Here is a 25,010-nt window from a genome sequence, read left to right as displayed (position 1 = left end):
TATTCAGATTAGATTATCTCCTTCTCCTATTCGCAATGCACCATATTCTAAGTCCTTAAATTCCGGGGAGTTCATAAATTTTGCAGGAGTGATCACACTTTTTTCTGGACACTGTACATAATAAAATTTATTATCTCTTTCTACTACAATTCCTTTTTTTTTGTCATTTTCAATACTATCACTTACAATTTGTTTTAGACGTGACAAATATTCGCCGCGTTCTTTCAGTATATCTTCTGGCAATAATCTCCGAACTTCTTGGCTCACATCAGTGCCTGTTGAAACTAGATTAAACATTTCTAACATAAGAGGCCGTAGTTTTTCTTTTCCAGTCTCAGTAACATTTTTATCTTGCTCCATGAGGTGGTATAAGATCAGTATCGAATAATCTATTATTGATGACTTTTTTCTCCTTGGAATACATCAACACTAAACATGACCTTGTGCTTTTTTGCATCGTCTATAGATTTTTGAAGTCTCTTTGCTATGTTTTCGATAGCTTCATCATTAGGTAAGTGTTCAGGCAATGGCGTCAACTTAAGGAAAAATATCAGCGATAGTGTATAAAATTTCTCTCCAAATTTTTTATCATTAAATTATCCAAAGAGTGCAAGGGACAGCACTTTTGTTTCTGTTTTATTTCAACAAAGAAGTCTAAAATGTGTCCTTTTTAGGTGAAATATGCAAAAAGGAAAAAACCTTATTCTACAAATTAAAAATATAATATACTCGAAAACTTTTCAGAAAATCCATTGTGTTGAGTTTTACACGAACAAGAAAACTTCCTTTTTCGACAGTATTTTCTATGATTTTAAAGTTAGTTAAAAAAAGTTTGGGAATAGAATGTGAACTTATGGAGCCATTGACATGTACCCTCAAAGCAAGCTTTTTCTAAAGCAAGGTATAAGATTTGCCATACAGGCTTTCAAGAATTTAAGAGGTTGTCCACAAACCAGTAAATCAAGCATATTCCCTACTTAACATAACTTTACTCATAGCCAGATATATGAAACTTTCAGTAGATGTTGTAAGTAAATCGTACTCCTTTGATAGCCTTCTATTTCTATTGATCCAAGCAAAAGTCCTCTCTACCACCCACCTTCTCGGCTGTACTGAAAATCCAGGATCCCGTTGTGGCAATAGTTCTAGTGGTGTATCTTTATGCACCCAAAACCTACATGGAGGCCTTTTGACAATTTCAATATCTATCCCATATTCTCTCTTTACGTAATCCTTTAAATCTTTTCCTTGGTATCCCATATCAGCCCACATTTTCTTAATATTGCTGTATTTTTCCTTCATATTGTCCAATGCCATCTTCACCCCATCTCTGTCATTTTCGCTTGCAGCTCCTACATAGCAACCAAGCACAAATCCTTGAGTATCTGTGATTATATGTCTTTTTCTCCCCTTTACCTTTTTCGCACCATCATAACCTTTGCCCCCCCTTTTTCCGTGGTTTTTACCGATTGACTGTCCACTATGCATGCGCTCGGCTTCCCATTTTTGACCTACTATATTTAGTGATATCATAGTTCATTTTCTCAAAAATTCCCTGCTTTTTCCATCTTCTAAACTGTTCATGCACAGCCTTCCACGGCGGAAAATCGTGTGGTAAATAGCGCCATTGACATCCTGTGCGCAGTATATAAAGAATTGCATTTACTATCTCACACTTACTGTATTTTGGTGGCCTTCCTCCTTTCTTGTACGATACTCTGAAGTGTTTTTCTATTCTTGCCCATTCCCTTTTACTTAAATCTGTTGGATATTTTTTCCTCATCTCTTACCTCAATATTCTTTCTTTATATACTACGTATTCCTTGGTTTGTGGACAACCTCTTACCAACTTAATAAAATTCCTGGATCCCAGTGGGCTTTGTTGCATCGCTAGCTATGATGGATTAAAGATAAAAAAGATAGGGAATATCAGTAGCTTATTATTCTGGTATTTATAACAAGAACGGTCAGTGAATACCTAAATTTGAGTAAAAGAAATTTCACTACCACTCACTAATCTGGCTAAAATTCAAGAATTTCAATGCTTTAGCTATTTTCAATAGAATTAAATTTATTAATATAAATAACAAATTACTATTCTTAAATTTGATCAGATTGATTGCAAAAAAACAAGATTTTCAATAGGTTGCTTATAATCCTAACTATAGTTAGCCTTTCATAAGTAGCGATGCAACAAAGCCATCCCAGTGTCAAGCACTGGGATGACAAGAAGAGGGTACTTGGATAAGAGGCATTGCCCTCCTGGTAGGCCCAAATTGCAATGTCCGTACAGTTATGGATTCATTCGCGGTATAGATTCCGCTAATGAGTAGCGGAATGACGAATTTGTTGTTTTTCAAATTGTAGGTAAACCTAAGCCACTTTAGCTATATATAATAGAATTTCGCTTTCTACTATCTTTCCAGTTGTTTTATACATAATTCTCGAATTTTGAAAATTTGCTCCATATCTAATTTCTCACTTGTATAAAATTTGTTTTCTTACTTCGAGACCTAATCTACCACAACTTTTATATGGCGTTTCTTTCCTGCAGATAATTTTATAAATGGCTGATCTTTAAAGCTTTCGAAATTTATTACATGATCAATATTGTTTACAACATTATCATTAATCTTGCATCCGTTGCCCTGTATTAAACGCTTTGCAGCGCCTTTTGAAGGTTCAAAACCGGTGTCATGTAGTAGGTCTACTAAGGATATGCCGCTTGCAACTTGTTCTTTTTTTATGATGTAATCAGGAAGTAGTGAGCTATCTTCATTCTCAAAAGCAGAAATTGCAGCAAATTGTGCAAGTTCCGCTTCTTTGTCACCATGACATATTTTTGTCACTTCTGTTGCCAAGACCTTTTTTGCTTCATTTATTTCTTGATCCTTTAAAGACTCTAATTTTCTAATCTCATCAATTGGCACATCAGTGAGCAATCTTAAAAAACGTCCAACATCTTGATCATCAACGTTGCGAAAATATTGCCAGTAGTCGTAAGGCTTTAGCATATTATCATCAAGCCACACTGCTCCACTTTCAGTTTTGCCCATTTTTTTTCCTTGTGCATTTAATAAAAGAGGCATGGTAAGGCCAAATAGCTCAGGTAAATTCAACTTTTTTCCAAGTTCAATTCCGTTTACTATATTTCCCCACTGGTCTGACCCTCCAATCTGCAGACGACAATCATATTTTTTGTTTAATTCAATAAAGTCGTAAGCTTGCAATAGCATGTAATTAAATTCCAGAAAGCTTAAGGTTTGCTCTCTATCCAGCCTGGTTTTCACACTATCAAAACTTAGCATACGATTTACAGAAAAATAAGCTCCTATATCACGCAAAAAATCTATGTATTTTATGTTATCCAACCAATCTGCGTTATTTACTATCATTGCACCAGTCTTGCTGTCATTAAAAGACACCATTTTCTCTAATATTCTCCTTATACTGGATGTATTTTGATTGATGTTCTCTACAGGCAAGATGCTTCTTGCTTTATCTTTGAAGGATGGGTCACCAATTTTTGTTGTGCCACCTCCAAGTAAGACTATCGGCTTATAACCAAATTTTTGTAGGTGACAGAGCATCATAATCTGAATTAGGTGACCAGCATGAAGACTTGGTGCTGTGCAATCAAACCCAATGTATGCAACTATATAATTGCTCTGCAATAATAATTGATCTAGTCCTTCAATGTTTGTGCATTGGTATAGGTACCCTCTTTCTTGGATGAAATTTAAAAATTCAGATGCGTGTTTCATTTTATAAACCCCAGTCTATCCTGTCATTAATGCCGAAGGTAACCCTAATAGAGAAGCCAGTGCCCAGACACTGGAACTTAATTATAAACAAGCACACTATACAACGTTTTCGATGAAATTGCATGAAAAACTGGATTCCAGTGTCAGCTACTTTCATGACACCACTACCTGTGCAGGAGTTGCCTTCAAAATTACAACGTTTGTGCAATTGTGTACCAGCTATCTGGATAATCAATTCCATAACTCTTCTATTTTATAATACTCCCTTACTTCCGGCCTGAATATGTGAACCATTATGCCTTGAAAATTCAAAACCACCCAATTGCCTTCATCCATACCTTCTACATCTATTTTATCATGTGGCTTGAGGCTTTTTATTACGTGCTCAGCTAAAGCTTTAACGTGACGGCTTGAATCACCAGATGCAATAATCATATATTTTGCAATAACGGTTTTATTCTGCACATCAAAAGTTACTATATCATGACCTTTATTTTGATCTATTATCTCTTCAATTGTACTTCTTATCGATTCCATATCGCTAAGCATTGTTTACAGGTTATATGATTCATTTATAATTATATACTCAAAATTTCTAAATATGAACTATTTTCAACGCAACTACTTGTTAAAGGTATTACCTGCATCTATTTTATCATCATGTTTTTAGCATGTACAATGTATATACTTTTTATATAATTGAAAATAGCTTTTTACTAGTATTCATTATGGGCAAGACTCTCATCTACTTAATCGGCTTTCCAGGCAGTGGTAAGTTTACTACTGCAAAGGAACTGTGTAAAATCATTGGTGCAGTAATAGTAAGCAATAATCTATTCAATAATATTATATTTGATATTGTTAAATTACAAAACGCTGAAGTTCCAGATGACCTATGGGAAAAAATTTTTGCAGTTAGGGAAAATGTATTAGCAATACTGGAAAAACACTACGTAAAATCAAAACATTATATATTTACAAATGAATTGATAGAGGGTGATCCCTATGACCAAAGATTATATAACTCAGTGGTAAATTTAAGTAAAAAAATGGACATGGAAATTTTTTCTGTAGTATTACATTGTAATAATGAAAAACTAGTAAGACGTGTCCAATCAGAAGAGAGATATCAGGAAAATAAAATTACTGATCCGGATTTTGCTATAAAGAAAATTGAAGGGAAAAGGCTATTTATACCTGAGGGTTCGCTTGAAATTGATAACTCGAACTTGAGTGCAAAGGAAGTTGCAAAGAAAATTGTTGAAGAGATGAAGAAAGAAAAAAATGGAAAATTAATTAAAACTTCTGTAACAAATCATTTAAAAACAGAGCGTACTCGTGGTTGAGCAGAAAGATAAGTACCGTCCTTGTGTTGGCATAATGCTATTTAACAGACAAGGACATGCCTTTATTGGAAAACGCTTTGATAGCGATTCTTACTGGCAGATGCCACAAGGAGGTGTTGATGATGGTGAGGAACTGGAACAAGCAGCGTTACGTGAGTTGCTAGAGGAGGTTGGTACTAATAAAGTAAAGGTTATAACTAAAAGCAAGGATTGGATATACTACAACTTGCCTGAAGAAGTTATACCAATATGCTGGAATGGAAAATATTCTGGTCAAAAGCAAAGGTGGTTCTTAATGAAGTTTTGCGGAGAGGATGAGGACATTGATATTAATTATACTGGTCATCCAGAGTTCAAAGAGTGGCGTTGGCAAGGTATAGATAGTTTAGTAGCCAGTGCTATATCATTTAAAAAAGAAGTTTATAAAACAGTGATAGAAGAGTTTTCTTCTATAATAAAAGCCTCAACAATAAGCTCATGATAGTAGATTCTCATTGCCACTTGATTTATTTTTCTGACGATGAAATACCAAAAGTAATTTCAAGGGCAGAGCAAAATGGTGTAAAGGTTTTGCATAACATATGCGTAAGCATTGACGATGTTCCTAAGTTATTAAAAATTTCTTCATCCTATGATCAGGTCTACTCCTCTGTTGGTATACATCCGCTTGATGCTGCTATAGAAAACGGTGAGTGTATACATGTTGATGAATTAGTTGAATTTACCAAGAACCAAAAGGTAATTAGTATCGGTGAAACCGGGTTAGATTTTTATAAATCTGACAACAAAGACAATCAGAAAAAAAGTTTTGCATTACATATAGAAGCGTCAAGAATAACTGGACTACCTTTAGTTATTCACACAAGAAGCGCTGATAATGAGATGATCGATATGTTAAGGTCAGAAATGAAAGCCGGTGCTTTTAGTGGAGTAATGCACTGCTTTGCTTCCTCTAAAGAACTTGCTTATCAATCTATAGATTTGGGGTTATATATTTCATTTTCTGGAATTATTACTTTTAAAAATGCGAGCTTACTCAGAGAAATTGCACAAAATGTACCACGCGAGCGTGTTTTAGTCGAAACTGATGCACCATATCTATCACCTGAGCCTTATAGGGGAAAAAAGAATGAACCAGCAATGGTGAAATACGTTGTTGATTGTTTGGCAGAGTTGTGGAATGAGTCACCAGAACAAGTAGCGAAGGTAACCACAAGCAACTTTTTTAGGCTGTTTGAGCTATAAAGAAGCTCTATAAAACCATTAATTTGCTTATGAACCTAAAGATTTCACCAGCTCTCTCACCGAGTTTACAGACTTATTAAACATTTCTTGTTCACTATCATTCATTTTAACTTCTAGGATCTTTTCAATTCCGTTTTTTCCAATAATTACAGGAACACCAATAAACAAATCTTCTACACCATATTCACCATTAAGGTAAGCAGCACATGGTAATATGCGCCTCTTATCTTTTAAATATGATTCTAACATGCATATAGCTGAAGATGCAGGAGCGTAGTATGCAGATCCAGACTTAAGCAGATCAACTATTTCTTTACCGCCATTGCGAGTGCGTTCAACTATTTCATCGACTTTTTTCTGTGTGATAAGACCCATATCGATAATTTGAGTAAGTGGAATTCCAGCAACTGAAGTACAATTGATTAGTGGTACCATAGTGTCGCCATGTCCTCCAAGCACAAAAGCAGATATATCTTCAACTGAGATATTTAACTCACTTGCAAGAAAGTAACGAAAACGGGAAGAATCAAGCACTCCTGCCATGCCAACAATCATATTAGTTGGAAGGTTTGAAAATTTATGCACCACTGAAACCATGGCATCCAAAGGGTTGGTAACCACTATTACAAACGTGTTTGGAGAATATTTTTTAATATTTTCGCCAACCTCCTTCATTACTTTAGCATTGGTTTGCAGGAGGTCATCTCTGCTCATTCCTGGTTTTCTGGCAATGCCAGCGGTTATTATAATTGCATCGGAGTTTTTTATATCTTCATACCTATTTGTGCCAGTAATATTGACATCAAATCCATCAATAGGGGATGATTCTGCTATGTCGAGTGCTTTACCTTGTGGTATTCCATCACTAATATCAAGTAAAACAACATCACCGAGTTCCCTTAGTGCAATCATATGGGTGAGAGTTCCACCGATATTTCCTGCACCGATTAAAGATATTTTTTTTCTTTGTACTGTCATTTTCTACTCCTTTGTATTTACTTTTATGGTTTTACCTTCCCAAGGCGATAAGCTATCAAACATACGAAAATCTTGCGGTAAATCTATAGGATTATATACAACCTTTTTTGTCTCTATATCATATCTTACTTCCTCATAACCAGTGAGAGGGAAATCTTTTAACATTGGATGACCTTTGAATCCATAGTCTGTTAGAATCCTACGCAAATCAGGGTGATCAGAAAACTCTATTCCATACATATCAAACACTTCACGCTCAAACCACAAAGCCGTACTAAATATCTTCGCTACACTTGGAGGCATGTCGCTTTCACATAACTGAAGCTTTATGTGTACTCTAATATTATGCACAATGCTGAGCAGATTGTATATTAGCTCGAAACGCTTCTCTCTATTTGGATAGTCAACCCCAAAAATATCAACTAATAGTTCAAACCTACACTTTTCATCATCACGTAGAAAGAATAGGTACTTTTCAATTTCATCTAAAGTTGAATATATTACAATAATGCCATCATCTTTTTGAATGCACTCGCATTTGGTCTTTTTTTGTATATACTTTGCAGTTTTATCCATTCCGAGTCCGTTTTATTTTGTTTTGTAGGCATAGCATTCCATATAGCAACGCCTCAGCGGTTGGTGGGCATCCAGGGACATACACGTCAACTGGCACAATTCTATCACAGCCTCGAACTACTGAATAAGAGTAATGGTAATAACCACCACCATTTGCACAACTTCCCATGGAAATAACATACTTCGGGTCTGCCATTTGATCATAAACCTTGCGCAATGCTGCTGCCATTTTATTAGTTAGTGTGCCAGCAACAATCATCACATCTGATTGACGTGGGCTTGCACGAAACATTATACCATATCTATCAAGATCATAACGGCTGGATGCAGTATGCATCATCTCAACTGCGCAACATGCAAGACCAAATGTCATTGGCCACAATGAACCAGACCTTGCCCAATTCATTACATAATCTGTTAAATCACCAAATTTAGTGACAAGAAACCCTTCTTTTTTATAACGACCCCAGTCATCATTAGATAGAATTTGATTTGTCATAAACTACTCCCACTCTAATGCACCTTTACACCATTCATAGATAAAACCTATAGTGAGTATTGCAAGAAATACCATCATAGACCAAAATCCACCATAGCTTATCTTAGATAAAGAAACAGCCCAAGGAAAAAGAAAAGCAATTTCTAAGTCAAATATTATAAATAATATTGAAACTAGATAAAATTTAATGTCAAAAGTTTTTCTTGCACTAGATAGTGGATTGAAGCCACACTCATATGTGGAAAGCTTTTCACCATCTGGCTTACTCACTGCAAGAAACATAGGCAATATACCTAAAGCAAAAGATACTACAATTGATACGCAGATAAAGATTACTATGGTTAAATATTCGCTCATTTAACAAAACATATAACACTATGAGTTTACATGCTTTCCTAACTTTTTACCACCTAAAATATGCACGTGAAAGTGTGGTACAACCTGCTCTCCATTTTCACCGTAGTTAGTGACTAATCTATATCCTGTTTTTTCTAGATTATATTTGTGTGCTATCTCTCTTACAGTTTTGAAGAAATCCACTATTTCCTCTTCAGGAGCTTTTAGAATGAAGTCATCATATGAAATATATTGATTTTTTGGTATAACTAAAATATGAACTGGCGCGTCAGGGTACTTATCATGAAAAGCTAGTACATTTTCATTTTCATGTACCTTCTCACAAGGTAACTCACCTCTTAATATTTGAGCAAAGATGTTATCGCTATCATAAGCTTCATTGCTCATATTTTAAGAGCGACCTTTCCCTCTTTCTTCGTTTTTCTCTACATTAGGTGTAGATAGTGGTTTTATCGCTTCACCAGAAGCATCTTCAAGATTTAAAGAGCTTACAAGTTCCCTTACTTTTACCATGTCCTGCTGTTCTTTCAAAAAGGGTTCTATTCCACTTACCCTTTTTCCAGTAATAACTCCTGGTTGTAAGTGATACATATCCCCAGGAACAGTTAGACTATGATGTCTTTCCTCTATTTTTTTAGCTTCACTCATAATACTCCCCTATAACTTATTTTTGCATTCCACAACTTTGCGACTTACCTGCTTTTATAGCTTCTTGCGCCCATTTTTTCTCACCTGAAGCTATAGTTTCTGAAGGCTGACCAACATCAGACTTCACAACTTTGTCTGATGACTGCTTTTGATTATCATAATACAATTTTTCTGCAATACCATTCAGCAATTTTAAGTCTGTATGAATTTTAAATTCTCCACCGGTAATTTTTGCCAGCTTCTTAAGGTCTTCGTCAACTTTATTAGCAATTCCTTTAAGAACAAGCTCTTTTATTTCTTTCTCGCTCTTGCCTGTATTATCAGGATTAGTTTTAATAGTGTTAGCTATTTCCTCAACGTTAATTTCAATTACAATTTTATTTTCTTCTCTATGTATAGTGATGTTTGAATACTCACTTTTTAGTGCTTTTATTTTATTCAATTGTTCATCATTCAAATAAGGTATATCTCCCGTCAGAGTTCTTGACACTAAAAAACTTACCTTTCCTATCCCTTTCTTTTGCTCTGTTATTTGTACACCAAGATCCCTACTAGCCTGTGTGGTTTCTATAGGTGGATCATATTCCCTTTCTTCTTCAGGTACATCTATACCAACAGCTTTCTTTAACGAAACTGTAGCATCATGTTTCATTTCACCCGTTGAAGCAAACGGCTTCTTTATAGGGTAAATAAGTGCTTTAGGCACAAGAGCAAACACCCGACCTGTAGCTTCTACACCTGTTTTAACTGCTCCGCCTATCTTAGCCCAAATAGATTCTGCCATACATACCTCCAAGGTACTTTCTATAACTAAATACATTTTAATTATAGACGAAAAAATTTAAACTTCTATATCCATTATAAGATAGAATTATAGGGATTGCAACCATTATTTGCACATTGTCTAAAACATGTAGTATTTTCGCTACTTTTATTGTTCAATTTATTATAAAGAATACTCTAAATTATGTTTAAATGGAACACAAATAATATCATTGATGCAACTGGCGGAAGAGACGTAAATGGTTGTAATTGGATACATAGCTCAAATATTTCAACGGACACAAGAAGCATAAAAAAAGGTGATTTATTTATTGCCCTCAAGGGAAAGAATTTTGATGGCCATAATTTTTTGCATGAAGCATTTTTAAAAGGGGCTGTCGCTGCAATAGTGAGTGAGGGTAAATATAAAAATTTCCCTCTCATTATTGTACAAGATACCCTGAAAGCTTTGCACGGTATGGCATCATACTACATTAGAAATGTTCTTGTTGATGCTAAAGTTATTGCAATTACAGGCAGTGTTGGGAAAACCACTACAAAGGATATGCTGCACACTGTTTTATCGCAATATGGAGTATCTCATGTAAATGAAGGTAACTTAAATAATAATATAGGATTGCCTTTGACAATTCTGAAAGCTCCAAAAAACTGCCAGTACTTAATTCTTGAAATGGGAATGAATAAAGCTGGTGAAATAAAAGAATTATCAAAAATTAGTAATCCGAATATTGCAGTTATTACCAACATCGAACCTGCACATACTGAAAATTTTTCATCACTATTTGACGTTGCACAAGCGAAGTTAGAAATTCTGTATGGTATGAAAAATAACGGTACTTTGGTTTTAAGCAGAGATAATAAATATTATGATTATCTCTCATCACACGCCAATAGAAATGTAATAAGCTTCGGTAAAGATAAAAATGCTGAAGTTTGTTTACTAAACTTAATAAGAAACGATGAATCTTCTGTCATTTCAGCACTATCTTCTGTCATCCCAGTGCTTGACTACTTGGATCCAGGAAGTTCAATTGCAAATGAGCATATCAGACGGTTGTATAATAAAGACTGGATTCCAGCGTCACGCGCTGGAATGACATCAAACCGAGTTGCTAATAGATTAAGTTTAAAAATCAGGCTGAGTGATAATCAAATTATAAACTGTAATTTACGTGTACAAGGTGAGCATTTTGCTTATTCGCTACTTGCTGTTGCAGCAGTTGTGCAAAGCCTCGGACTTGATTTATCAAAATTACCACTTGCACTTAAGAATTTTAGTGTAGCGAAAGGTAGAGGCAATATTCATAAGGTCAAATACAATAAAAAATATATACATTTAATTGATGACTCCTATAACGCCAGCCCTGCTTCGATGAAAACTGCAATAAAAACTTTGAGTACATATTCTAATCAGAGAAAAATAGCTTTGCTTGGTGATATGTTGGAACTTGGTGATGAAAGCATAGAGTTTCATACAGATTTGGTTAAGATTATCACAGAAAATAATATAGATAAAGTTTATACAGTTGGTAAATTTATGTTAGAATTGCATGAGCTTTTGCCAGATAATATAAGAGGCACGCATTTTAATGATTCTAATCAATTGAAAAGTGATTTAGCTAACATTATTCAGAATAATGATGCAATTCTAGTTAAAGGCTCACGAGGAATGAAAATGGATCTTATTGTACGGGAATTCGTAATAAAATATTAAGCGAAATCATTGTATTAATTTACAGTAACAAATTATTAGGAACTTTAATTGTGACAAAACGTGTAATTATTTTTGGTGGAACGGGGTTTATAGGGAAACACATCGTAAGACGCTTGGCAGAAGAAGGATATTTAATAAAGATATTCACTCGTAATCAGGAAAAAGCTGCTTGTTTAAAATTGTGTGGCAATTTAGGACAAATATCAATATTTAAAGGCGATTTTTTTGATGAAAAATCAGTTCTGGAGGGTATGGAAGAATGTGATGTAGCTATAAACTTAGTGGGAATATTATATGAAGCAAAAAAGCACGATTTTTACGCTGTTCACGTTAAAATAGCTGAAAGGATAGCAAAAGCTGCAAAAATGAAAAATGTACCTATGATGATACATTTTTCTGCTATGGGAATAGAAAATAGCAAGTTGTCAAAATATGCTCAAAGTAAATTGGAAGGTGAAAAAGCTGTAACTTCAGCATTTCAAGAAGCAATAATAATTAGGCCAAGTCTTGTATTTGGTAAGGAAGATAACTTCTTTAATAAATTTGCAAGATTAGCAACTATTCTTCCTTTCTTACCACTAATTGGCAATGGAACGACTAAATTTCAGCCCATATGTGTAACAGACTTAGCTGAAGTGGTATATCGTATTATCAGTTTTAATAAGCAAGACAAGAAAATTTATAACATGGGCGGACCAAAGGTTTACTCTTTCAAAAGCTTATTGAAGTTTATTCTGAATGTTACTAACAGAAAGTGTTTGTTGATCAATGTATCTTTTCCAATGGCAAAGTTAATAGCTTTCTTTTTAGAAAATAAAATTATTTCTATGCTGCTAAAACCAATAACCGGAGATACGAACCCTATGCTTACTCAAGATCAGGTGAAAGTTATGATGAATAGTTCAATCGAAAAGTCAGTTGACCTTGAAACAATGAAGGTTCGACCATTAGCAATTGAAAATGTGGTGCCAGAGTACTTGAAGATTTATAGAAAGTATTGATAGAAGAGTGTGCCCGGTGGGATTCGAACCTACGACCCACAGCTTAGAAGGCTGTTGCTCTATCCAGCTGAGCTACGGGCACACAACATATATAAAATGCTTCTTAGTACAAGTGAAGTCAAGTACTTCGTGTGAATATGATGTTTATCTTGCAACACCTTGTCATTGCAGTTGTGTGTCGCGCGCTGCCAAAATTGGATGCGAGAAGTCTATTTATTTTAGAAAATATTATATAGAAACTTGCTTGACAAGCCTTGCCAGTCCCCTTATCATGAAACTGAAGCTATTGTATTTGCTTTCGCCAATCTGCAGATTAAAAGGTAAGGATTACTTAATGTATCGGCGTCTTATGTTCAATTTTTTGCAGTATATAGATACTGTATGTCTTTACAAAACTTCATCTACATCTAGATTTTTATCTAAATAAGCTGAACGCGCTTATAAAGCGTTACAAGACATCAAAAAATGCCAATACTCGACAGAGATAGTAAAAGACTAGCTAACTCGGGGATTCTTTGTCTTTTTTTCTGCTTAGTAAACTTCTTAAACATTTGCAGCGTAAGTTAGTTGCAATTAAAAGCAGCTTAATCTTGCTTGTCAAGCGTTTAAAACATAAAAAACGCCAATATTTTAAAGCGGATAATAACCCCAGGGCTTCTTTTGCCTTTTTTTTCATTTGGTAAATTTCTTAACGTTTGTAGCTAAACGACAACCGTCATCCCGCTACGTGTTAGCGGCTAAGAGATACCGCGGCGGCATGACGGTTCGTGGCGGCGTGACGATAAGCTCGTCATCCCGCTGCTTGTTAGCGGGATCTAGAGATACCGCGGCGGTATGACGGTTCGCGGCGGCGTGACGATAAGCTCGTCATCCCGCTGCTTGTTAGCGGGATCTATGCTAAGATACCGCGGCAGTATGACGGTTCGCGGCGGGATGACAAGAAAGGAGCAACAGAATGACAGAGAGTAATGCAAGAAAATAATTGGATTTTTTGTAATGCTACGGAGTCCAGTGTTTTCTACAAATTTTTACGTGATTTGTTAGCAAAATTGACAGTTGCTGAAATACTGGATAAAACGCTTGTATAGTGTTTAGTAGAGAAAAGTTATGAAATATGAACAGTGGATAAAAATATTAAGTGCAGTAAATGCTGATGGTGATTTAAATCAGAGTAACATAATCGAAAAGATAAAAGAGAGGTTACAGAGGATAGATTTAAGTACATTCCAGGATTGGAAAAATGATAGATTTAACATAAATTATAAATTCACCTTATATACAGGTCTTGCCTCTTTTAAACTTACATTGTTATATTTGGCTACTAGGGATGGCTGCAAAAAGGTAGTAGAAGCTCTGATATCAAATGGAGCTGATGTTAATACGAAAGATATGAATGGACTGACCCCTTTATATTGGGCTGCCAAAATTGGTCACAAGGAGGTAGTAAATGCTCTAATAAAAGCGGGGGCGGGGGTTAATATTAATGCAAAAAGTAAGAAGGAACAAACTTCTTTGCATAGGGCTGCTGAAACAGGCCATACGGGTGCAATAAATGCTTTATTAGCAAAAGGGGCTGATATTGATGCAATAGATGATAATGGAGAAACTCCTTTACGTTTGGCTATTAAAAATGGCCATACAAAAGCAGTAAATGCTCTATTGGAGGCAGAAGAATTTAATATTAATACGAGTGATGGTTTATGGAATTATGGATGGGCTCTTTTACATTGGGTTATTGCAAATGACCATAAAAAGATAGTAGAAGTTCTAATAGCAAGTAAAGCTAGTGTTAATACGAAGAGTGAAAATGGATGGACTCCTTTACATTGGGCTGCTGAAAATGGTTATACAGATGCAATAAATGCTCTATTAGCAGCAGGGGCTGATGTTGATGTGAGAGATTGTTGGCTTTACGATACTCCTTTACATTTGGCTGCTGAAAATGGCCATACAGATGCAGTGAATGCTCTATTAGCAGCAGAGGCTGATGTTAATTTACAAAACGCGCGTGGCAAAACTCCTTTACATTGGGCTACTAAAAATGCCCATAAAGAGATAGTAGAAGTTCTAATAGCAAGTAAGGCTAGTGTTAATGTGAAGGGTGAAAATGGATGGACTCCTTTACATTGGGCTGCTGTGAATGGCCATACAGATACAGTGAATGCTCTATTAGCAGCAGAGGCTGATGTTAATTTACAAAACGCAGATGGCAAAACTCCTTTGCATTTGGCTGTTGAAAAGAAACACAAAAGTGCAGCGGAGTTTCTGATAGCACATGAAATTAAGTTACAAGGTTCCAATGCACAAAAGCCAGAATATCTAGTACAACATAATTCTAATTTTACAAGGGAAATGTCAGAATATTGGAATAGGTGCCTAGGTGAATACGAAAAACTTGAGGAGGAAGATAAGTTACTACATGACTTTTTGAAGGAAAGTGACACTAGTACATTAGTAAGTATATGGGAAAAAAATGAAGATATATGCAGTAAGTTTGATAACCAAAAAAGCTTACAAAGGCAATATCCAGAATATGCTTATACTCTAATTAATAAAGCTAACGAAATAAAAAAAGAAATTTTTCTGCACAATCATGAGCCGCTAATTGATGCTTTATCAACGCATTATAGGCGTGATTTTCAAGCAATGATATTTGCTGGTATAGAAAACTTTTTTAAAGTTCACAAAGATGACTTTAGAAAAGAGTTAGGAAATGGAGGAATCACTCTAATTAACTTCGTAGATTTTGAAAATTTTGCAGAAAGGCATGCTCCTACATTGAAAGTAAGAGCGTTTGCAAAGGTTATAGAGAATAACCTATCAAGCGAGAGCCCTGATGATCAAAACATTGATCAAGCTTGTTCTTCTAGTGTTGATGAGCAAGTTCCTCAGCCTGTAAGTGAAATAACTGGCATTATTAAACACATAGGTGCAAGTAATAGTGAGGCTTCTTCAGAACTCGAAAGTAATGGTAATCAACAAAGTACACAACCAGAATTTTTAACAACCAACGGTAACTCTAGTAGCATAGCTTCTGAAAGTGGCAGTACTAAAATACTAGTTTCAGATCAAGAAAATGACATCCAGAACAATAATATACAACCAAGTTCACGAAGTGAAAAGAGGAGCAAACTGCCTATTGTAACTGCCTCTGTACTGGCAGTGGCTGGAGTTGCTTTAGGAGTAGCTATTGCAGTTCACTTAGAAATGTTAGCGGTGGGAATAGTGGTTGGAGCTTGTTGTCTGGTTGCTGCTGCGATCATATACTATTGTAATCAGCCTTCAAAGTCACTTGAAAATAGCAACGTCCAAGGGTTTTCTGGAAACCATGAACAACCTACTTTGTAAAATTCACAAGACCTATTAAAATATTTTTTTACTTTTCATCGTATATTTCTCAACATATTATCTTTAAGTACTAAAATAATTAACAATATGGCATTATTAATAGTTGAATCACCTGCGAAAGCAAAGACAATAGGTAAATATTTGAGTAAAGAGTTCAAAGTAGCTGCATCCTTTGGACATGTGAGGGATCTTCCAGCAAAAAACGGCTCTGTCGATCCGGATAATGATTTTGCTATAAAGTATGAAACCATTGAAAAAGCAGAAAAATATATAAAAGAGCTAGTAAAAGCCGCAAGCAAAACATCAGATATATATCTTGCAACAGACCCAGACAGAGAAGGGGAAGCAATGGCTTGGCATGTGATAGAGACATTAAAAGAAAAGAAAGCAATCAGTAATGAAAACAACATTTATAGAGTAGTCTTTAATGAGATAACAAAAAGAGCAGTACAAGAGGCTATAAAAAATCCACGTGAAATAAATATGGATTTAGTGCGTGCACAACAAGCACGTAGAGCTTTGGATTATCTAGTTGGGTTTAGTTTGTCACCACTGCTGTGGACAAAATTGTCGGGGAGCAAGTCTGCAGGACGCGTGCAGTCTGTTGCATTAAAGATTATATGCGAACGAGAAGATGAAATTAGTAAATTTATAACACAGGAGTATTGGAGCATAAAGGCAGAAATGCAAAATAGCAAAGATGAGGCTTTTTTTGCTATGCTAAGCCACTATGACAATAAAAAGCTAGAAAAATTTGATATTAAGAATGAAGAAGAAGCAAAGAACTTAGTCAGGGAGATTGAGTCAAGGCAATATGCTGTAAGCACAGTAGAACGCAAGCAAGTTAAGAGAAACCCACTTCCTCCGTTTATTACTTCAAGTCTTCAGCAAGATGCAGTGAATAAACTGTATTTTAATGTGAAAAGTGTTATGCGCATAGCGCAAAATTTATATGAAGGTATCGATATTGGTGGTGAAACTGTAGGGTTGATAACTTACATGCGTACAGATGGGTTTCATATTGCAGATGAGGCTATAAACTCAATTAGAGGGTCAATTAAGTCATTATATGGTGATAAATATTTACCGCAGTCTCCTCGTAAATATGTAAAAAAGGTCAAAAATGCTCAAGAAGCACATGAAGCAATTCGTCCAACTGATATCAATAGAACGCCGGGTAGTATTAAGGATTACTTAACGCCAGAGCAATTTAAATTGTACGATTTAATCTGGAAAAGGACCATTGCAAGTCAAATGGAGTCGGCGATCCTTGATCAAGTGGTAGTTGAAATTAGTTCTACTGATCAAAAAGTAGTTCTGCGAGCAAGTGGGTCGAGTATATTCTTTGATGGTTTTTATAGAGTCTATCAAGATAACATGGAAGCCGAAAATGAAGGCCTGCTACCTGCCATGAAGGAAGGGGAAGCATGCAAGCTGATTTCAGTTGAGCCAAAACAACATTTCACTCAACCGCCACCTCGTTATAGTGAAGCAAGTATCGTAAAAAAAATGGAAGAAATCGGTATAGGTCGACCATCAACTTATGCAACAATTATTTCGGTATTACAAGATCGTGAGTACGTTTCATTGGATAGCAAAATGTTTATTCCAAGCAGTCGTGGTAAAATCGTTACTATATTTTTAGAAACTTTTTTTCAGCGTTGTGTAGAGTATGATTTCACAGCACAAATGGAAGAAAAGCTTGATTTAATTTCAAATGGACATGCAGATTGGAAAAAAGAATTAGGCCACTTTTGGGTGCCATTTTTTGGTCATGTAAACTCTGTTAAGCAAATGACGCATGATGAAGTTTTCAGCGGCATTCACGATTTGGTAATCGATTGGTTTTGTTCAGAAGAAGGAAAAAAAGAGGTGAATACGAAATGTCCTGCTTGCTTAGGTGGCATATTGAAATTGAACTTTGGAAAAGCCGGGGTGTTCCTTGGATGTTCTAACTATCCTGAATGCAACCATACAAAAGAAATTACGGGCAGTAACGACAATTCAGAATATCCAAAAAGTTTAGGTATAGATGATATAACAAACCAAGAAGTGATGATCAAAAAGGGTCCTTTTGGACTTTATCTGGAGTTTAATAACGAGTTAAAAAAGAAAAAAACGGTTTCCATACCAAAAGATATAAATGTTAATGAGATTGATCTGAGCACCGCTACTCAGTTACTTTCCTTGCCAAAAGTAATCGGAGAACACCCTGAAACCGGAAAGGAAGTAAAAATAGGCCTTGGGCGATTTGGGTACTATATTTTCTATGATGGTAGATACTTTTCTCTTAAGAAAAGCTCCAAAGAGGTGCTGAATACAGAATTGAGCGAAGCTGTACAAATTATTGCAAACAGTCCACGCAAAGAGTTAAAATCTCTCGGGGTTAATGAAAAGGGAAAAGAAGTTTTTATCTGCAACGGTAGGTACGGATTCTATATAAAATGCGGTAAAACAAACGTTGCTTTGGGCAAGAGTGCAGATATTGAGAGTATAGATCTGGAGAAGGCTTTAGAGTTGATTAAGGGTAAGAAGTAGACTTTTATTGAAATATTAGGTAAAGTTAAAATATACTCTAATAATGCGGTGGGATAAATGATATTTTACACACAGGGCGACACTCCAGCTTTATGTAGGTTAGATTACACGGATGTAAGTAAGTTAGTAGGCATACCAAATATCACAAGACTTGATTTAACTGAGTGCAAGATTAGTGTTGAAATTGTAAAAGAATTAGCTGAGCTCAAAAATCTTACTTCACTTCATTTAGGTAAGTGCAAGATTAGTGTTGGAGTTGCAAAAGAATTAACCAAACTTACAAATCTTACTTTACTCAATTTAATTGGTTGCAAGATTAGCAATGAAGTTGCAAAAGAATTAGATAAACTCAAAAAAAATCTTCCTTCACTTAATATAATTGGTTACAAGATTAGCGGTAAAGGTGCAAACGTAAAATTGCAGGATGAGGTATCAAACTCGCAAGAAAAACTTAAAAGCAGTAGCAAATACTATATTTGTGGAGCAACAGTTGGTTTAGTTATTGGTCTAGTTGCAGCATATTGTTTAGGGGCTGCTGCTTTAACTCCTGTTGGTGTTTCTGTTGCAGCGTTTATTGCATCTGCTGTGGTTGGCGCGTTACTCGGAGCTGGGGTGGGTTATGCTGTGAGTACATATCTTGAAAGCACTGAATTAAACAATATGCAACCACGAAGGAGTTGTTGAAGATCCGTGTTAAATTCTAGTACAGGAGCTTTTTTCTAATGCTAAAGTTTACAGTTGAAACAAACCACTTGGCCACGTGGAACTGATTTCAGTTTATCAGTTGAAACTTGATTTGAGCAGAATATGCATTTTATTGTGTTGCTTGGAGTAAGTGAGTTATCAACAGCAATTCTATCATCAAAAACAAAACATTCTCCTTTCCAATTACCATTTTTATTATAAGTTTTTTCAAGGTAAGAAAGAATGCCGCCTTTAAGATGGTAAACATCACTAAATCCAAGGCTTTTCATATATGCTGTAGATTTTTCGCATCTAATCCCACCAGTGCAGTACATAGCCACTTTCAGGTCTTTACTCTCAGAAAATGACTCTGTCCACTGAGGAAACTCACGGAAACATTGTGTGTGTGGATTAATTGCATTCTTAAACTTGCCTAATTTCACTTCATACTCATTTCGTGTATCTATTACTAAAACGTCAGGTTGAGAAGTAAAATCATCCCAATGCTCTGGATCAACATATTTACCCTTAAGGGAAATATCAAGATTGCCTACACCAAGATTCACAATCTCTCTTTTTAATTTTACCTTCATCTTGCTAAATGGTTGATATTCTGCTGCACTCTCTTTCCATGTAAGGTCCCTTAGCCTATAATCAGAACGTAGAAAATCGAATATTTTATCAATCGCGTTTCTTTCACCAGATACGGTTGCATTAATACCCTCTTCTGCAAGGAGTATAGTACCCTTTAATTCAATGTTGTCGCATGCAGTTTTTATTTCGTCTTTCATGTCATAATAATTAGAGAGTTCTACAAAGTGATAGAAAGTTGCAATGACGAAGCTCATGATTATTCACTTATCAACTAAAAACATGATATACAAAATTATAAAGATATTCAATAGTACGGCTGTTAATTACTGGATATCTTTAGTTTTTACATATAACATTTTAATATCAAATATAGATCCAAATTAATGTTTTTGAGAGTATTTAAAAATATATTCTTATTTTCAGTAAGTATATTATTCGTCTGTCCTATACTATCGTTAATATCGATTCTATTTACAGAATCAGCAAATTCTGGATGGGTAATCAGCACACTTTTCCCTGAATATATACTGAATACGTTAATTTTGATGATAGGAGTGGGGGGAATATCCTTTATATTTGGAGTAATTCCAGCTTGGCTTACCACATTTTTTTCATTTCCTGGAAGTAAAATTTTTGAGATTGCTTTGTTCTTTCCAATATCGATTCCTGGATATATAGTAGCGTTCGTCTATGTAAATACACTAGAGTTTTCAGGTCCGGTGCAGAGCTCATTAAGAGACATTTTAGAGTGGAGCAAAGGTGACTATTGGTTTCCTGAAATAAAATCCCTAGGTGGTGGAATATTAGTAATGGGATTCAGCCTATATCCATACGTTTATATGTTAGTCCGCTCAAGTCTAAAGAATGTTAGTAACTCAGTCACTATTGCGTCAACACTTGGGTTCTCCTCATTGAAGAGCCTGTTTTCTGTCATCATACCCTCCATACGCCCATCAATTATAGCTGGGTTGTCTTTGGTACTAATGGAAGTAATTACAGATTTCGGCACACCACAGTTTCTTGCTATCGATACTTTTACGACAGGAATATATCGCACCTGGTTTTTACTGCATGACAAATATTCAACTACTGTTTTAGCAGTTGCAGAGTTGATTTTCGTTGCAACACTAATAGCTATCGAAAAAAAACTACAAAAAAAAGGAATATCCTACTCTTCAATCAATACCAATTCAGATTATCACAACAAACGGAGTATAAGTGGCGCTATACCGTTGATCTTTGCTTATCTTATGTGTGTATTGCCGATATTAATAGGTTTTATTTTGCCAATGATTCCGCTCATATATTGGAGCATAGAGAAGGGGTTTTTCATATACGAAGCAAGATTCTATAACATAATAGCAAATAGCATTAGTTTATCATTTATCACCGCATTAATCTCAATTAGCATTGCAATAATGATTGGATATACGGCGCGTAAAAATAAGGTAATCAACAATATAGCGCGTCTCATTTCTTTAGGCTACGCAATTCCAAATGCAATTATCGCAATTAGTATAATAATATTTTTAAGCAGAATATCCTCTTTCATTACTCAATATGTTGTGGAAATTAGCTTAGTAGGAACTATTGGCGCATTAGTTTACTCATATTTATTCCGTTTTTTTGCTATATCTTTCAAGGCGGTAGAGTCAGGGCTCAAAAAAACACCAAATGAAATTGAGTGGACTGCATATACTATGGGTCATGGACCTATTTCCACATGTTTGAATGTTCATATCCCTCTCATCAAGAAGAGTATATTATCGGGATTTTTGCTCGTATTTATGGATACTATCAAAGAGCTCACAGCAACACTTATTATAAGACCATTTAATTTTGAAACTATATCAACTAGAATATATGAACTTGTAAGCGATGAGCGCTATAGAGAAGCTGCCCCATTTTCGTTAATAATAGTTATAATAGGCTTAATCTCTACAATAACCTTATTTACACTTGATGATAAGGATAAAAAATAAACGTGTATCCGTTCAGCGGAGTGGCAGAATAAGGTAGACAAGGTGATCTAAAAAGATAATCATAGAGCAAAAGTGAAATAATATGGTAAACCTTTTAGAACTTTGCAAAAATTTACAGCAAAAAATAGAAAGGTTAGAAGCAAAAATAGAAAGATTGGAAAAAGAGAATGAAAGTTTAAAAGCAGAAAATAAGGCTTTAAAGATAGAAAATGCTGAGTTAAGAGAAAGACTCGGTTTAAGCTCAAAAAATTCATCAATACCAAGTTCCAAAGAGTTGTATAAAATAAAAAAGAATAAGCCGAAAAGCGAAAGGAATATTGGCGGTCAGGTTGGTCATAAAGGAAGTTTTCGCGCCAACATGGATGCAGATAAAGTAGTAAAGATAGAGTTGCCTAATACTTGCGAATGCGGAGGAGAAATTGCAATATGTGAAAAACCATATATTCATCAGAAAGTTGATCTTCCAGAAATCAAGCCTTATGTAGTGGAATATCAGTTAGAACATGGCCGTTGTCGGAGATGCGGAAAGAGAAGAAGTAGCAAGTTACCGGAAGGTGTTACGCCAGATACATTTGGTCCAAGGGTTAAGTCAATAATTGCAGCGTTCAGCGGATTCTACAAAAATTCAAAACGCGAAATAGCGAGTGTCGTAAATGATATCTTCAATTTGAACATAAGCGTCGGTAGCATATCAAATAGTGAACATAGAGTTGCTTCAAAATGCAAAAAAATGTATGAGCAGATCGAACAAGAGATAAGTAGGAGTAAAGTTCTACATATTGATGAAACGAGCCATTATAACAAAGGTAAACTCGCTTGGTGTTGGATGTTTGCAAGCAATACGGCAAGTTTTGTAAAATTTACAGAGTCAAGAGGAATGAAAGTTTTACAAAATAGTAAATTCTGCAATCGCAATAGCTTGGTAATAACTGACAGGTATGCAGCATACAATTATTTTGCCGATAAAAACAGGCAAATCTGTTGGGCACATTTATCAAGAGATTTTGAAAGATTAGCACATAGTTGGAATATTGAAGTTAAAGTTCTGGGTTGTTACTTGAGAAACGTGGCCACTGAATTATTTGCACTAAAAAAAGCTTTACTAAAAAGTGAGATAGATGTTTTGAGGTTTGTCAGACGTGCCAGAAAATTAAGAAAACGTACAAAGTATTACTTGAAGGAGATATCTCGTTTACCTGAAGCAATTGGAGCCTCTCGAGTTGCAAAAAATGTTCTGAGATCTGAAAGAATGATGTGGAAATTTTTAGATGACCCAGAAAATATTCCGCTGACAAATAACCACGCTGAACGGCAAATTCGGCATTATGTCGTTTATCGCAAAAACTCATATTTTACACAATCAAAGCGGGGAAATACATTCCTTGAGCGGATAATTTCATTATACTTAACTTGGAAACAAAGGGGTCTCAATCCTTTCCAAAATCTCCTATCTATTGTTTCTTAAACCACTCTCCTGAACGGATACTATCTATCACATTAGTGAAATATTTCAGCTCTTTATACCCTCCATGTTTAACTTTATTATGCTCTATATATGATTTATCATCGTTAAGCTTGATGAAAAATATTGGAGTGGCTGTGATACCAAGTTTATTAATTGCCAGTGATTTATCATTTACGATTTTATCCATTATTTTCTTATCATTAATGCATTGGTTAAATGCATCTTGCTTTAAGTTGCTTAGTGCAGCAATTCTTTGTAGTAAAGTCAAATCACTTAAATTGTAGTAATTCCACGAATCTATTGAGTTAAAAACAGCTTTGTTAAAATTAAAGTAGTCTTCTTGTTTTTCGTAGCAATGACTTAGCATTGCAGCCTTTAGCCCTCTGTAATCCAAAGGAAAATGACGAAATATATATAACATCTTACCTGTGTCTATATATTTCTCTTTAATTTTAGGAAAAACATTCCTATGAAAAAGAGAGCAGTGATAGCAAGTTAATGAAGCATATTCTATCATTAGAATTGGTGCTTTTGGATCTCCTAATAATTTATCATCAGGTAATGGCGATAATAGCTCATTTGATGTTATTTCATTGGGTTTTTTTTGAATGTATTGGCTATCGTATAAATCTTGCTTAACAACTGCATAAGAATTAACACTTATGAAAATTAATAAAAACAATAGTCTAAAAATCATTACAATCTAAACACTTAACTTACTAAAAAAAATTATACATTTATATTAATAATGTCAAGATAACTTTTGTTTAGCAAGGCTTTCAGCCCTATCTTTAAATGCAGCAATTATTTTACTTTGTGTATATTTATATACTGAGTTTAATAGGGTTGAAAATGAGTTGGACTTAAACTTAAACTCTATATAAAACTTTACCATAGTTTTATTTTCATCTATGGGAATGAATTGCCATTTATTGCATAGATGTTTAAATATTCCATTTGATGATACAGCTTTTATCCAACCTTCATTTGTTCTACTTGGAGAAAGAAAGGTTACCTCTGATGTATATCTTCCTTTAATTCCATGAAAAGCTGCTAGAAGGTCCACAACCATTTGATTGTCAATTTTTTCTTTTATATAAACGGCTTTGCACCAAGGAACAAAATCAGGATACCTTTCAACATCAATTACAATTTGGAATACTTCATTAGGCGAACATAGGAAGGTACCTTGTTCTCTGTATTGATGAAGCATAAATTTAGTACCAATCAAAAAAGGATCCGTATCTACCGTCAGCCTTAGTAGATTCCTGAGACCTGAAGTTAAGGTGGGCATCGCATATTAGTTTCAACGAAACCAGCAGAGGCAATTCCCTTCTCTAGAAATTATCGCTCGGGAAATTTAACTTAACTCATAACGCATAGCACAGACCCCTACTTGAATTATAGATGATTTACACAGGGCATGTCTATAGGTATATTAAAAGTCAGCGATTATTATTTAATCTTTATCAAACTTTGCATTTTAAG

The 25,010-nt window shown here is 35.0% G+C and carries 25 protein-coding genes, 1 tRNA gene, 1 other RNA gene and 2 pseudogenes; 11 read left to right on the top strand and 18 right to left on the bottom strand.

The features are described from left to right. Positions 1–3: 3 nt before the first annotated feature. Both AAGD51_RS00270 and AAGD51_RS00265 read right to left on the bottom strand, forming a co-directional pair. Entirely contained in the window at positions 4–360 is a 357-nt protein-coding gene (locus tag AAGD51_RS00270) for a hypothetical protein (RefSeq protein ID WP_223823154.1), read from the bottom strand. 32 nt (positions 361–392) lie between these two features. After that, positions 393–536 (bottom strand): hypothetical protein, encoded by a 144-nt coding sequence (locus tag AAGD51_RS00265; RefSeq protein WP_236514430.1) that lies wholly within the window; start codon positions 534–536, stop codon positions 393–395. A 145-nt stretch (positions 537–681) separates the two neighbouring features. On the opposite strand from AAGD51_RS00265, the pseudogene AAGD51_RS00260 reads away from it, so the two are divergent. After that, positions 682–947 (top strand): annotated as a pseudogene (locus AAGD51_RS00260) (IS4 family transposase); the annotation flags it as partial. Positions 948–960: 13 nt separating this feature from the next. On the opposite strand, the pseudogene AAGD51_RS00255 reads toward AAGD51_RS00260, so the two are convergent. The 4 genes and pseudogenes from AAGD51_RS00255 to rsfS all read right to left on the bottom strand — a co-directional run bounded on the left by AAGD51_RS00255 (position 961) and on the right by rsfS (position 4,313). Continuing rightward, positions 961–1,783: pseudogene (locus tag AAGD51_RS00255) on the bottom strand (IS5 family transposase). A gap of 730 nt (positions 1,784–2,513) precedes the next feature. Continuing rightward, positions 2,514–3,764 carry a tyrosine--tRNA ligase gene (gene tyrS, locus AAGD51_RS00250; protein WP_007548582.1) on the bottom strand — a complete coding sequence of 417 codons (1,251 nt, stop codon included), beginning with the start codon at positions 3,762–3,764 and terminating at the stop codon, positions 2,514–2,516. A 1-nt stretch (position 3,765) separates the two neighbouring features. Next, positions 3,766–4,005, bottom strand: a complete 240-nt coding sequence (locus AAGD51_RS00245; protein ID WP_049973599.1) for a hypothetical protein — start codon at positions 4,003–4,005, stop codon at positions 3,766–3,768. After that, complete coding sequence (gene rsfS, locus AAGD51_RS00240; RefSeq protein WP_006279567.1) at positions 3,996–4,313, bottom strand: ribosome silencing factor; 318 nt, start codon at positions 4,311–4,313, stop codon at positions 3,996–3,998. Before rsfS ends, AAGD51_RS00245 begins: the two co-directional genes overlap by 10 nt. A gap of 179 nt (positions 4,314–4,492) precedes the next feature. On the opposite strand from rsfS, the gene AAGD51_RS00235 reads away from it, so the two are divergent. Genes AAGD51_RS00235 through AAGD51_RS00225 form a run of 3 tightly spaced genes read left to right on the top strand, consistent with a single transcriptional unit; the run spans position 4,493 to position 6,355 of the window. Further along, positions 4,493–5,110, top strand: a complete 618-nt coding sequence (locus tag AAGD51_RS00235; RefSeq protein ID WP_022626414.1) for an AAA family ATPase — start codon at positions 4,493–4,495, stop codon at positions 5,108–5,110. Between the two features lie 34 nt (positions 5,111–5,144). Continuing rightward, positions 5,145–5,591, top strand: coding sequence for an RNA pyrophosphohydrolase (locus AAGD51_RS00230; RefSeq protein WP_007548581.1), 447 nt, complete (start codon positions 5,145–5,147; stop codon positions 5,589–5,591). Further along, positions 5,588–6,355, top strand: a complete 768-nt coding sequence (locus tag AAGD51_RS00225; protein ID WP_010082353.1) for a TatD family hydrolase — start codon at positions 5,588–5,590, stop codon at positions 6,353–6,355. The genes AAGD51_RS00230 and AAGD51_RS00225 overlap by 4 nt, the downstream gene beginning before the upstream one ends. A gap of 27 nt (positions 6,356–6,382) precedes the next feature. On the opposite strand, the gene mdh is transcribed toward AAGD51_RS00225, so the two are convergent. Genes mdh through AAGD51_RS00190 form a run of 7 tightly spaced genes read right to left on the bottom strand, consistent with a single transcriptional unit; the run spans position 6,383 to position 10,197 of the window. Further along, positions 6,383–7,333, bottom strand: coding sequence for a malate dehydrogenase (gene mdh / locus AAGD51_RS00220; RefSeq protein ID WP_236514358.1), 951 nt, complete (start codon positions 7,331–7,333; stop codon positions 6,383–6,385). Positions 7,334–7,336: 3 nt separating this feature from the next. Beyond that, on the bottom strand, positions 7,337–7,909 hold the full coding sequence (locus AAGD51_RS00215) for an NADH-quinone oxidoreductase subunit C (RefSeq protein WP_006279573.1): 573 nt from the start codon (positions 7,907–7,909) through the stop codon (positions 7,337–7,339). Beyond that, positions 7,902–8,408 carry a NuoB/complex I 20 kDa subunit family protein gene (locus tag AAGD51_RS00210; protein WP_006279574.1) on the bottom strand — a complete coding sequence of 169 codons (507 nt, stop codon included), beginning with the start codon at positions 8,406–8,408 and terminating at the stop codon, positions 7,902–7,904. The genes AAGD51_RS00215 and AAGD51_RS00210 overlap by 8 nt, the downstream gene beginning before the upstream one ends. A 3-nt stretch (positions 8,409–8,411) precedes the next feature. Next, a complete protein-coding gene (locus tag AAGD51_RS00205) occupies positions 8,412–8,765 on the bottom strand; it encodes an NADH-quinone oxidoreductase subunit A (RefSeq protein ID WP_236514357.1) in 354 nt (117 codons plus the stop codon). 18 nt (positions 8,766–8,783) lie between these two features. After that, on the bottom strand, positions 8,784–9,152 hold the full coding sequence (locus AAGD51_RS00200) for an HIT domain-containing protein (protein WP_006279578.1): 369 nt from the start codon (positions 9,150–9,152) through the stop codon (positions 8,784–8,786). A gap of 3 nt (positions 9,153–9,155) precedes the next feature. Next, positions 9,156–9,413, bottom strand: coding sequence for a hypothetical protein (locus tag AAGD51_RS00195; RefSeq protein ID WP_006279579.1), 258 nt, complete (start codon positions 9,411–9,413; stop codon positions 9,156–9,158). 16 nt (positions 9,414–9,429) lie between these two features. Then, a complete protein-coding gene (locus AAGD51_RS00190; RefSeq protein ID WP_236514356.1) occupies positions 9,430–10,197 on the bottom strand; it encodes a hypothetical protein in 768 nt (255 codons plus the stop codon). Between the two features lie 183 nt (positions 10,198–10,380). Here AAGD51_RS00190 and AAGD51_RS00185 point away from each other — a divergent pair, with 183 nt between their 5' ends. Together AAGD51_RS00185 and AAGD51_RS00180 are read left to right on the top strand one after the other, a co-directional pair. Further along, a complete protein-coding gene (locus AAGD51_RS00185) occupies positions 10,381–11,910 on the top strand; it encodes a UDP-N-acetylmuramoyl-tripeptide--D-alanyl-D-alanine ligase (RefSeq protein ID WP_077188612.1) in 1,530 nt (509 codons plus the stop codon). Between the two features lie 50 nt (positions 11,911–11,960). Next, on the top strand, positions 11,961–12,911 hold the full coding sequence (locus tag AAGD51_RS00180) for a complex I NDUFA9 subunit family protein (protein WP_236514355.1): 951 nt from the start codon (positions 11,961–11,963) through the stop codon (positions 12,909–12,911). An 8-nt stretch (positions 12,912–12,919) separates the two neighbouring features. On the opposite strand, the gene AAGD51_RS00175 is transcribed toward AAGD51_RS00180, so the two are convergent. Then, positions 12,920–12,993 (bottom strand) — tRNA-Arg (locus AAGD51_RS00175). Positions 12,994–14,018: 1,025 nt separating this feature from the next. Here AAGD51_RS00175 and AAGD51_RS00170 point away from each other — a divergent pair. The 3 genes from AAGD51_RS00170 to AAGD51_RS00160 all read left to right on the top strand — a co-directional run bounded on the left by AAGD51_RS00170 (position 14,019) and on the right by AAGD51_RS00160 (position 19,481). Beyond that, positions 14,019–16,259 (top strand): ankyrin repeat domain-containing protein, encoded by a 2,241-nt coding sequence (locus AAGD51_RS00170; protein WP_077188610.1) that lies wholly within the window; start codon positions 14,019–14,021, stop codon positions 16,257–16,259. Between the two features lie 87 nt (positions 16,260–16,346). Beyond that, the gene (gene topA, locus AAGD51_RS00165; protein WP_341810463.1) at positions 16,347–18,797 is read left to right on the top strand and encodes a type I DNA topoisomerase; all 2,451 of its coding nucleotides are present in this window, start codon (positions 16,347–16,349) and stop codon (positions 18,795–18,797) included. Positions 18,798–18,854: 57 nt separating this feature from the next. Next, positions 18,855–19,481, top strand: a complete 627-nt coding sequence (locus AAGD51_RS00160; RefSeq protein ID WP_236514353.1) for a hypothetical protein — start codon at positions 18,855–18,857, stop codon at positions 19,479–19,481. 41 nt (positions 19,482–19,522) lie between these two features. On the opposite strand, the gene AAGD51_RS00155 is transcribed toward AAGD51_RS00160, so the two are convergent. Beyond that, entirely contained in the window at positions 19,523–20,329 is an 807-nt protein-coding gene (locus tag AAGD51_RS00155) for a rhodanese-related sulfurtransferase (RefSeq protein WP_236514352.1), read from the bottom strand. A 129-nt stretch (positions 20,330–20,458) separates the two neighbouring features. On the opposite strand from AAGD51_RS00155, the gene AAGD51_RS00150 reads away from it, so the two are divergent. Then, a complete protein-coding gene (locus tag AAGD51_RS00150) occupies positions 20,459–22,057 on the top strand; it encodes an ABC transporter permease (protein WP_236514351.1) in 1,599 nt (532 codons plus the stop codon). Between the two features lie 82 nt (positions 22,058–22,139). Continuing rightward, the gene (locus tag AAGD51_RS00145) at positions 22,140–23,522 is read left to right on the top strand and encodes an IS66-like element ISWen3 family transposase (RefSeq protein WP_007548562.1); all 1,383 of its coding nucleotides are present in this window, start codon (positions 22,140–22,142) and stop codon (positions 23,520–23,522) included. On the opposite strand, the gene AAGD51_RS00140 is transcribed toward AAGD51_RS00145, so the two are convergent. From AAGD51_RS00140 to ssrS, 3 genes are all read right to left on the bottom strand, one after another. Further along, positions 23,509–24,219, bottom strand: a complete 711-nt coding sequence (locus AAGD51_RS00140) for a DsbA family protein (RefSeq protein ID WP_341810462.1) — start codon at positions 24,217–24,219, stop codon at positions 23,509–23,511. The two genes, AAGD51_RS00145 and AAGD51_RS00140, sit on opposite strands and share 14 nt — an antisense overlap. 54 nt (positions 24,220–24,273) lie before the next feature. Further along, positions 24,274–24,753, bottom strand: a complete 480-nt coding sequence (locus AAGD51_RS00135; protein ID WP_265029970.1) for a type II toxin-antitoxin system RatA family toxin — start codon at positions 24,751–24,753, stop codon at positions 24,274–24,276. Between the two features lies 1 nt (position 24,754). Next, a non-coding RNA gene (gene ssrS / locus AAGD51_RS00130) (6S RNA) lies at positions 24,755–24,916 on the bottom strand. Between the last annotated feature and the right edge of the window lie 94 nt (positions 24,917–25,010).

Source organism: Wolbachia endosymbiont (group A) of Volucella bombylans (genome assembly GCF_964026965.1).
Lineage (GTDB): Bacteria > Pseudomonadota > Alphaproteobacteria > Rickettsiales > Anaplasmataceae > Wolbachia > Wolbachia pipientis.
The sequence above is the reverse complement of the archived record's forward strand: the minus strand, read 5'-3'. Positions and strand labels throughout refer to the sequence as shown.